9 protein-coding genes are annotated in these 8,805 nt (G+C 74.7%); 6 read left to right on the forward strand and 3 right to left on the reverse strand.

Annotation, left to right across the window (positions count from 1 at the left end; genetic code table 11):
• Nucleotides 1–1,593 (forward strand): ABC transporter ATP-binding protein (locus E1300_RS44690; protein ID WP_131763344.1); only part of this gene is annotated, 1,593 nt, incomplete at its 5' end.
• A 10-nt stretch (nucleotides 1,594–1,603) separates the two neighbouring features.
• Complete coding sequence (locus E1300_RS44695; protein WP_207400329.1) at nucleotides 1,604–2,116, forward strand: S26 family signal peptidase; 513 nt, start codon at nucleotides 1,604–1,606, stop codon at nucleotides 2,114–2,116.
• A gap of 68 nt (nucleotides 2,117–2,184) precedes the next feature.
• Here E1300_RS44695 and E1300_RS44700 read toward each other — a convergent pair whose 3' ends face one another.
• Genes E1300_RS44700 through E1300_RS44710 form a run of 3 tightly spaced genes read right to left on the reverse strand, consistent with a single transcriptional unit; the run spans nucleotide 2,185 to nucleotide 4,856 of the window.
• On the reverse strand, nucleotides 2,185–3,123 hold the full coding sequence (locus E1300_RS44700) for an EamA family transporter (RefSeq protein ID WP_131763346.1): 939 nt from the start codon (nucleotides 3,121–3,123) through the stop codon (nucleotides 2,185–2,187).
• Between the two features lie 3 nt (nucleotides 3,124–3,126).
• A complete protein-coding gene (locus tag E1300_RS44705) occupies nucleotides 3,127–3,933 on the reverse strand; it encodes an ABC transporter permease (RefSeq protein ID WP_131763347.1) in 807 nt (268 codons plus the stop codon).
• On the reverse strand, nucleotides 3,930–4,856 hold the full coding sequence (locus E1300_RS44710) for an ABC transporter ATP-binding protein (RefSeq protein WP_131763348.1): 927 nt from the start codon (nucleotides 4,854–4,856) through the stop codon (nucleotides 3,930–3,932). Before E1300_RS44710 ends, E1300_RS44705 begins: the two co-directional genes overlap by 4 nt.
• Before the next feature lie 262 nt (nucleotides 4,857–5,118).
• Between E1300_RS44710 and argF the strand changes: the two genes are divergently transcribed.
• The 4 genes from argF to E1300_RS51945 all read left to right on the forward strand — a co-directional run.
• Nucleotides 5,119–6,120, forward strand: a complete 1,002-nt coding sequence (gene argF, locus E1300_RS44715) for an ornithine carbamoyltransferase (RefSeq protein WP_131763351.1) — start codon at nucleotides 5,119–5,121, stop codon at nucleotides 6,118–6,120.
• 60 nt (nucleotides 6,121–6,180) lie between these two features.
• The gene (locus E1300_RS44720; protein ID WP_131763349.1) at nucleotides 6,181–7,692 is read left to right on the forward strand and encodes an amino acid permease; all 1,512 of its coding nucleotides are present in this window, start codon (nucleotides 6,181–6,183) and stop codon (nucleotides 7,690–7,692) included.
• Nucleotides 7,689–8,597, forward strand: a complete 909-nt coding sequence (locus E1300_RS44725; protein ID WP_131763350.1) for a universal stress protein — start codon at nucleotides 7,689–7,691, stop codon at nucleotides 8,595–8,597. Before E1300_RS44720 ends, E1300_RS44725 begins: the two co-directional genes overlap by 4 nt.
• 28 nt (nucleotides 8,598–8,625) lie before the next feature.
• Nucleotides 8,626–8,805 (forward strand): hypothetical protein (locus tag E1300_RS51945; protein WP_207400331.1); only part of this gene is annotated, 180 nt, incomplete at its 3' end.

The following is an 8,805-nucleotide window of genomic DNA, read 5'->3' on the forward strand; positions in this document are numbered from 1 at the left end:
GCTGGTGGCCCGGCTGGTCGGGCCGCGGTCGGCCGCTACCTGAGCGCGCAGGCCGGACGGGCGGCGGGGGTCGCCGCCACCGACCGGCTGTTCGCGGCGGCCGGGACCCAGGTGGGCCTGCGCCGGTTCGAGGACCCCGCCTTCCTGGACCGGCTGAGGCTGGCGCAGGAGGGCTGCGGGAGCACCACCGAGCTGGTCGCGGGCGTCGGCGGGGCGCTCCAGGGCGGGCTGTCGCTGGCCGGGTTCGTCGGCTCGCTGCTGGTGCTCAGCCCGGCGATGACCGCGCTGGTCCTGCTCGCGGCCCTGCCCGCGCTGGCCGCCGAGCTGCTGCTGTCCCGGCGGCGCGCGGCCGTCCAGTGGGAGAACGAGCAGACCCACCGGCGCGAGTTCTTCTACAGCCGCCTGCTCACCGGCGTCGAGGCCGCGACGGAGATCCGGCTGTTCGGGACCGGGGCGTTCCTGCGCGCCCGGATGATGGCCGAGCGGCACCGCGCGAACGATGCCGAGCGCAGGATGGACCGCCGGGAGCTGGCCACGCAGGGCGGGCTCACGGCGCTGAGCGCGGCCGTCGCGGGCGCGGGCCTGTGGTGGGCCGTCACGGCGGCGCGGGACGGTTCGCTGAGTGTCGGCGACGTCGCCATGTTCGTCGCGGCGGTCGCCGGCGTCCAGGGCGCCCTGGACATGCTCGTGTCGGCGATCGCGTCCGTCCACGGGCGGCTCCTGGCGTTCACCCACTACGCGGCGATCGTCCGCGCCGAGCCCGACCTGCCCCGCGCGGAGGACGGTGACGCTCCGCCGCTGCGTGCGGGCATCGAGCTGCGCGACGTGTGGTTCCGCTACAGCGACGACCATCCGTGGGTGCTGTCCGGCATCGACCTGGTGATCCCGGAGGGCCGCTCCGTCGCGCTCGTCGGCCTGAACGGGGCGGGCAAGAGCACCCTGGTGAAGCTGCTCTGCCGGATGTACGACCCGACCCGCGGGCAGATCCTCTGGGACGGCGTGGACCTGCGCGACATCCCTCCCGAGCGGCTGCGCGACCGCATCAGCGCGGTGTTCCAGGAGCACATGCACTACGACATGACGGCGGCCGAGAACATCGCGCTCGGCGACCTGACCGCCCTGGACGAGCCGGAACGGATCCGCTGGGCCGCCAGGCGCGCGGGCGTCCACGACAGGCTCGCCGGGTTGCCGCGAGGCTACGACACGCTGCTGACCCGCATGTTCTTCAGCGAGGCCGACCGGGACGACCCGGACACCGGCGTGGTGCTGTCCGGCGGGCAGTGGCAGCGCCTCGCGCTCGCCCGCGCGTTCGTCCGCGACGGCCGGGACCTCATGATCCTGGACGAGCCGAGCTCCGGCCTCGACCCGGAGGCCGAGCACGAGGTGCACGCCCGGATGCGCGAGTACCGGGAGGGCCGGACGAGCCTGCTCATCTCCCACCGGCTCAACGCCGTCCGGGAGGCGGACCTCATCGCCGTCCTGGACGGTGGGCGCATCGCCGAACGCGGCACGCACGAGGCGCTGCTCGCGGCCGATGGGACCTACGCCCGGCTCTTCCGGCTCCAGGCCGCCGGCTACCAGACGGCCCAGTGAGGACGGTGCGGTGAGAACAGGTGCGGTGACAGCGGTCGCGGGCGGGCTGGCGCTCGGCTCCGGGCTGGGCGCGCTCTGGATCCGGCGGAACCTCCTGGTCGCGACCGTGAACGGGCGCAGCATGGAGCCGACGCTCCACGCCGGGGACCGGCTGCTCGTCCGGCGGACGGATCGCGTCCGTCCCGGGCAGATCGTCGTCGTGAGGGCACCCGACCCGCCGCTCGGCAGCGCGCCGCCGGACACCGGCCTCACTCCCGAGGAGGAGGCGGCGCTGCCGCTGGTCCCGGAGGCGGCGCCCCCGCCCGGCGGCAGGCTCCTGGTCAAGCGCGCGGTGGCGGTGGCGGGGGACAGGGTGCCCCGGGACGGCTTCCCGGCGCTGCGCGAGGCGTCCGAGGACGTGGTCCCGCCCGGCGCGCTGGTCGTGCTGGGCGACAACCCGTCCGTGAGCTGGGACTCGCGCGAGTACGGCTTCGTCCGGCCGGGCGAGTGCGTGGGCGTCGCCGTCCGCCGCCTGCACGCGTGAGGATGCGAACGGCGGCGAGGGCGGCCACGGAAGCACCGCCCCACCAGGCCGGGGGATCAGCCGCCTGATCAGGCTTCCGGGGCCTCGGGCGGCGGCTCGCGTCCGCCCAGCGTGGCGCCCGCGCACGCGACGATCACGCAGCCGATCGCGACCCACTGGCGCAGGGTCAGGACCTCGCCGAGGAGCGCCACCCCGACGAGCGCGGCGACGGCCGGCTCCAGGCTCATCAGCACCCCGAACACCCGGGTGGACATGCGCCGCAGCGCCTCCAGCTCCAGCGAGTACGGGATCACCGAGGACAGCAGGCCCACGCCGAGCCCGATCAGGACGAGCCGCGGGTCGAGCAGCGCGGTGCCCGCGGACGCGACGCCGAGCGGCAGGATCGCGGCGGTGCCGACGATGCTCGCGAGGGCGAGGCCGGTGGAGCCGGAGAACCGCCGTCCGGTGGCGGCGCTGAGCATGATGTAGGCGGCCCAGCAGGCCCCGGCGAGCAGCGCGAAGCCGATCCCCGCCGGGTCGAGCGCGCCGCCGCCCCTGGCCAGCATGACCACGCCCGCGCCCGCCAGCACGACCCAGAGCAGGTCCCGCGGGCGGCGGGACGCGACGATGGACACGAGCAGCGGCCCGAGGAACTCGATCGTGACGGCCACGCCCAGCGGGATCCGCGCGAACGACTGGTAGATCGAGAAGTTCATCAGCGCCAGCGTGAGCCCGAACCCGGCGGCGACGGCGAGGCTCGACCGGGAGTGGTCGCGCAGCACGCCGCGCAGCGCCTTGCGCGCCAGGAAGCCCAGCACGATCGCCGAGGTCAGCAGCCGCATGGTGACGACCGCGCTCGGCGGCAGCCGGTCGAACAGGTGCTTGGCGAAACCCGCGCCGACCTGGAGGGAGATGATGCCGAGCAGGATCAGCGCGGGCGGCGGGACGGACCCGAGCGACAGCAGGCGCGCGCGGAACGGGGCCCGTCCGGCGCGGCCGAGCGAGCCGGGCGCCTCAGCGAGTGCCACTGGTCACTCCCACCGGAAGAACCGGGCGGCGAGGGCGAGCCCCGCGACGGCCCAGACGGCCAGGACGAGCAAGGGGCCGCCGGGGAACGCGGCGCCGTCCCGCAGGACGTCCCGCAGCCCGTCCGCCAGTGCCGAGATCGGCAGCAGTTCCAGGGCGCTCCGGACGCCGCCGGGGAACTTGTCGAGCGGGAACACGACGCCGCCGACGGCGAGGAGCAGGATGTAGACGAGGTTGGCGGCGGCGAGGGTGGCCTCGGCGCGCAGCGTGCCGGCCATGAGGAGCCCGAACCCGCTGAACGCGGCGGTGCCCAGCAGGAGCAGGACGAGCACCGAGAGCGGGTCGCCGTGCGGGTGCCAGCCGAGCGCCAGCGCCACCGCGGAGATCACCGCGGCCTGGAGGACCTCGACGGCGACGACCGTGAGGGTCTTCGCGGCGATGAGCCCGACGCGCGGCAGCGGGGTCGCGCCGAGCCGCTTGAGCACGCCGTAGCGGCGCTCGAAGCCGGTGCCGATCGCCTGGCCGGTGAACGCCGTGGACATCACCGCGAGCGCGAGGACGCCCGGGGCGAGGAAGTCGACGCGGCGGCCGGAGCCGAGGTCCAGCAGGGACGTGGTGCTGAACAGCGTGAGCAGCACCACGGGGATGACGAGGGTCAGCAGGAGCTGCTCGCCGTTGCGCAGCAGCGTCCGGAGCTCGTACGCGGTCTGGGCGAGGATCATCCGGGGCAGCGGGACGGCGCCCGGGGCGGGCGCCAGGTCCAGCGGCGCGGCCGCCGGCGCGGCGCCGGGGGCACCGGGGGCGGTGGTCATGAGCGCAGCTCCCGTCCGGTCAGTTCCAGGAAGACGTCCTCCAGCGTGCGCCGCTCGATCCGCAGGTCCTCGGTCATGACGCCGTGCGAGGCGCACCAGGCCGTCACGGTGGCGAGCAGCTCGGGCCGCACGTCGGCCTCGATGAGGTAGTGCCCGGCGGGCGACTCCTTGGCGGCGCTGCCCGCGGGCAGCGCCGACAGCAGCTCCTCCAGGCCGAGGCCGGGCCGGGCGCGGAAGCGCAGCTGCCGCTCGGCGCCGGTCAGCTCGGCCGGGGCGCCGTCGGCGACGACCGCGCCGTGGTCGACGATGACGACCCGGTCGGCGAGGCGCTCGGCCTCCTCCATGTTGTGGGTGGTGAGCACCACCGACACCCCGGCGGCGCGCAGCTCCTCGATCAGCTCCCAGGTGGCGTGCCGCGCCTGCGGGTCGAGGCCGGTGGTCGGCTCGTCCAGGAAGACCAGCTCGGGGCGCCCGACGACGGCGACGGCGAGCGAGAGCCGCTGCTGCTGCCCGCCCGACATGCGGCGGAACGGGGTCCGCGCGTGCTCGGTGAGGCCGAGCCGTGCCAGCAGCGCGTCCGGGTCGAGCGGGGACGAGTGGAAGGAGGCGACCAGCCGGAGGAACTCCCCGGCCCGCGCCGTGCCGGGCACGCCCCCCGACTGCGGCATCACCCCGACCCTGGGCTTCAGCGCGCGCGCGTCGGCCACCGGGTCGAGGCCGAGGACGCGGACCGTGCCCGCGTCGGCGCGCCGGAAGCCCTCGCAGATCTCGATCGTGGTGGTCTTCCCGGCGCCGTTCGGGCCGAGCAGGGCGGTGACGGCGCCCCGGGCGGCGCTGAGCGTGAGGCCGTTCACGGCCGTCGCCGTGCCATAGCGCTTGACGAGCGAGTTCACCTCGACCGCGCCGTTCCCGGGGGGTGTCATGGGAACGAGTTTAGGTCCGGGCCCGGATTGCTCCGCGCCCGGGATCACCCGCGGGCGGGACCGGAGTGCGCAACGGTCCGGCAAAGCCCTCCCCATCGGCCGGGACGCGTCCGCGCGGCGCGCCGGGCCGCCCGGTTTCGCCGCCGGAGGCCGCGGGTAGCTCCCGCGTGTCGTCCGGATCAGGCCCGTGACCTGGGTGTTCGCGCCGTCCGGGGACGTGTCGGGGGATGCCGTGCGGGGCGGAGGGGGCGGGCACCGGGCCATGGCGTTCAACCTGCGGGGCCGCAGCCTCCTCCGGGAGCTGGACCTCTCGCCGGAGGAGTTCCGCCACCTGCTGGACCTGGCGGCGGCCCTGAAGGCGGCCAAGTACGGCGGGACGGAGCGGCCCGCCCTGGCCGGCAGGGACATCGCGCTGATCTTCGAGAAGCCGTCCACCCGGACCCGCTGCGCCTTCGAGACGGCCGCGCACGACCAGGGGGCGCACACCACCTACCTCGATCCGGGCGGCTCCCAGATCGGCCGCAAGGAGTCGATGAAGGACACCGCGCGGGTGCTGGGCCGGATGTTCGACGGCATCGAGTACCGCGGGTCGGGACAGCGGTCCGTGGAGGAGCTGGCCCGGTACTCCGGCGTCCCGGTGTGGAACGGCCTGACCGACCAGTGGCACCCGACGCAGATGCTCGCCGACATGCTCACCATGCGCGAGCACGCCGGGAAGCCGCTGCATGAGGTCCGCTACGCCTACCTGGGCGACGCCCGGAGCAACATGGGCAACTCCTACCTGGTCACCGGGGCCCTGCTCGGCATGGACGTCCGCATCGTCGCGCCGCGGGCGCTGTGGCCCGACGAGGACACGGTGATCAAGCCCGCCAGGGAGATCGCCACCAGGACCGGAGCGCGGATCACCATCAGGGAGGACGTGGCGCCGGGCGTCCGGGACGCCGACTTCGTTCTCACCGACGTGTGGGTGTCCATGGGCGAGCCCGCGGAGATGTGGGACGAGCGGATCGGGATGCTCATGCCGTACCAGGTCAACGCCTCCGTCCTGGAGGCGACGGGCAACCCCCGCGTCCGGTTCATGCACTGCCTACCCGCGCTGCACGACCGAGGGACGGCGGTGGGGGAGGAGATCCACCGGAGGACGGGCCTGGACGCCCTGGAGGTCACCGACGAGGTCTTCGAGTCGGACGCCTCGCTCGTCTTCGACGAGGCGGAGAATCGGATGCACACGATCAAGGCGCTCCTGGTCGCGACCCTCGGCTGAGCGCCACTGGACCGGGACCGTCGGGCAGGGCACCGCCGGGGCATGAGGAGGGAGGGCACGATGCGGGGACGGGCCGCGCTCGGCGGGGACGCGCAGGCGCGGCGCGGGGGCGCCGTGCGCTCGCTGTTCCGGACGAAGCCGGTCGACCGGATCGTCGCCGAGGGCGGCCGGGGCGAGGGCGGCGAGCTGAAGCGGTCGATGAGCCTGCTCCAGCTGACGCTCTTCAGCGTCGGCGCGACCCTCGGCACCGGCATCTTCGTCGTGCTGGGGGAGGCGGTGCCGAAGGCGGGCCCGGCGGTCGTCCTGGCGTTCGTGCTCGCCGCCGTCACCGCGCTGTTCTCCGCGCTGTCCTACGCCGAGCTGGCCGGGACGATCCCGGTGTCCGGGTCGTCCTACTCCTACGCCTACGCGACGCTCGGGGAGCTGGTGGCCTGGGTGTGCGGCTGGTGCCTGCTGCTGGAGTACGCCGTGTCGGTGTCGGCCGTCGCGGTCGGCTGGGGCTCCTACCTGAACGAGTTCCTCGACAAGGCGTTCCACGTCACGATGCCGGCGGCGGTGAGCAACTCGCCGGGCGACTCCGGCGGCGTCGTGAACCTCCCGGCCGTGGCCGTGGTGCTGATCGCGACGCTCCTGCTGCTGCGCGGGACGTCCGAGAGCGCCACCGCCAACACGATCATGGTGTTCCTCAAGATCGGCGTGCTGGTGTTCTTCTGCGCGGTGGCCTTCACCGCCTTCCGCGGCGGGAACCTCACCCCGTTCGCGCCGATGGGCTGGGCGGGGATCAGCGCGGCCGGCTCCAAGGTGTTCTTCTCCTACATCGGCTTCGACGCCGCCTCCACCGCCGGCGAGGAGGCCAGGAACCCCCGCCGGGACCTGCCGCTCGCGATCGTCCTGTCGCTGGCCATCGTGACCGCGGTGTACGTCCTGGTGGGCCTCGCCGCGGTCGCGGCGATGGAGTGGACGGACTTCGAGCTGAGCGGTTCGGAGGCGTCCCTCGCCCGGGTGCTGGACGAGGCGTCCGGGCGGTCGTGGCCCTCCATGGTCCTCTCGCTCGGCGCGGTCGTGGCCATCGCCAGCGTCGTCCTGACCGTCATGTACGGGCAGACCCGCATCCTGTTCGCCATGTCCCGGGACGGCCTCGTCCCGGCCGTCTTCCAGCGGGTGAGCCCGCGGCGGTCGGTGCCCGTCGCCAACACAGTGATCGTGGCGGCGTTCATCTCCGTCCTCGCGGCGCTGATCCCGCTCGGCCGGCTCGTGGACGCCACCAGCATCGGGACGCTGTTCGCGTTCGCGCTCGTCAGCGCGGGCGTGATCGTCCTGCGGCGGACCCGGCCGGACCTCCCGCGCGGCTTCCGGACGCCGTTCTACCCCCTCACCCCGCTGCTCGGGATCGGGTTCTGCGTGTACCTGATGGTCGGGCTCGGAAGCGTGACCTGGCTGGTGTTCCTGCTGTGGACCGTCGCCGGGCTCGCCGCCTACTTCCTCTACGGGCGCCGCCACTCGCGGCTGGCCTCCATCGCGCCCGGCGGGGCGGCCGGGGACGCGCCCGGTGCCGGAAAGGAGCCGTCGTGAGCGGGCAGCAGGACGTGCGGGTGCTCGTGGGCTGCTCGCCGGACGAGCGCGGCGACGACGCGCTGGCCCTGGCGGCGCTGGTCGTCCGTACCGCGAAGGTGCCCTTGACCGGGGTGAACGTCCGCCCGACCGGCTGGCCGGCCCGGGGGCCCGGGTCGGTCGACGCCGAGTGGCTGGCCTACCTCAAGGAGCGGTCCGAGGAAGCGCTGGCCAGGGCCGAGACCCGCCTGAGCGAGCTGGGCGTGCCGAAGCGGAGCATGGAGTTCCGCGCGTACGCGCACCGGAGCAGCGGGCGGGGGCTCATCGAGGTCGCCGTGGACGTCGGCGCGCGGCTCATCGTGATCGGCTCGGCGCCGCGCGGGCGCCGCGGCCGCGTCGCCATCGGCAGCACCGCCGACCAGCTGCTGCACGGCTCGCCCGTGCCCGTCCTGCTCGCGCCGCGCGGATACGCGGAGGAGGCGCCGGAGCGGTTCGAGCGGCTGACGGTGGCCTACTGGCGGCGCCGCGACGTGGACGGGCCGCTCGCCGCGGCGGCCCGCGTGGCGGCGGCGCTGGACCTGCCGATGCGGCTGGTCACGCTGGTGCCCCGGCCGCCGGGGCTCGCCGCGCGGCTCCGCGACGCCGACCGGCTGATGGCCCGGCAGGTCGCCCAGGCCGAGGAGGACCTGGACCGCGCCGCGGCGTCCCTGGACGGCGGGACGCGCGTGGCGACGGAGGTGGCCGTCGGATCCGGCATCACCGCGGCCCTCGGCACCGTGGATATGCTTCCGGGCGAGGTCCTCGCCTGCCTTTCCAGCCACGAGGGGCCCTTGCGCAAGGTCTTCCTCGGCGAGGGGTCGGGAAAGATCGTCCGAGCCTCCCCGTGCCCCGTGGTGGTGCTGCCGCGGAGCGTCGCCGAGGCGTGAAGCCGCAGGTTAGGTAAGGCTTACCTGCGTGAGCTACGACATCGGCGATCCGTTGTTCCGCGGGAAGGAATTACGGCACACTGATGTTGTGAAAAACGTGAGCGAGGATCAGACGACCCCGGGAGCCGCCTCCGCGCGGCCCGCCGGCGTGCCGTCCTCCCGCGCGCACGTGGGCGCGGGCGGTGCCCCGGCGAGCGTCCCGCCGCCG

It is taken from the genome of Actinomadura fibrosa (assembly GCF_900659615.1).
In the GTDB taxonomy this organism is placed as follows: domain Bacteria; phylum Actinomycetota; class Actinomycetes; order Streptosporangiales; family Streptosporangiaceae; genus Spirillospora; species Spirillospora fibrosa.

What these genes read in the sequence shown, in the direction of transcription:
- E1300_RS44705 (WP_131763347.1), bottom strand. Translation starts at nt 3,933, where the DNA reads ATGACCACCGCCCCCGGTGCCCCCGGCGCCGCGCCGGCGGCCGCGCCG.
- E1300_RS44710 (WP_131763348.1), bottom strand. Translation starts at nt 4,856, where the DNA reads ATGACACCCCCCGGGAACGGCGCGGTCGAGGTGAACTCGCTCGTCAAG.
- argF (WP_131763351.1), top strand. Translation starts at nt 5,119, where the DNA reads ATGGCGTTCAACCTGCGGGGCCGCAGCCTCCTCCGGGAGCTGGACCTC.
- E1300_RS44720 (WP_131763349.1), top strand. Translation starts at nt 6,181, where the DNA reads ATGCGGGGACGGGCCGCGCTCGGCGGGGACGCGCAGGCGCGGCGCGGG.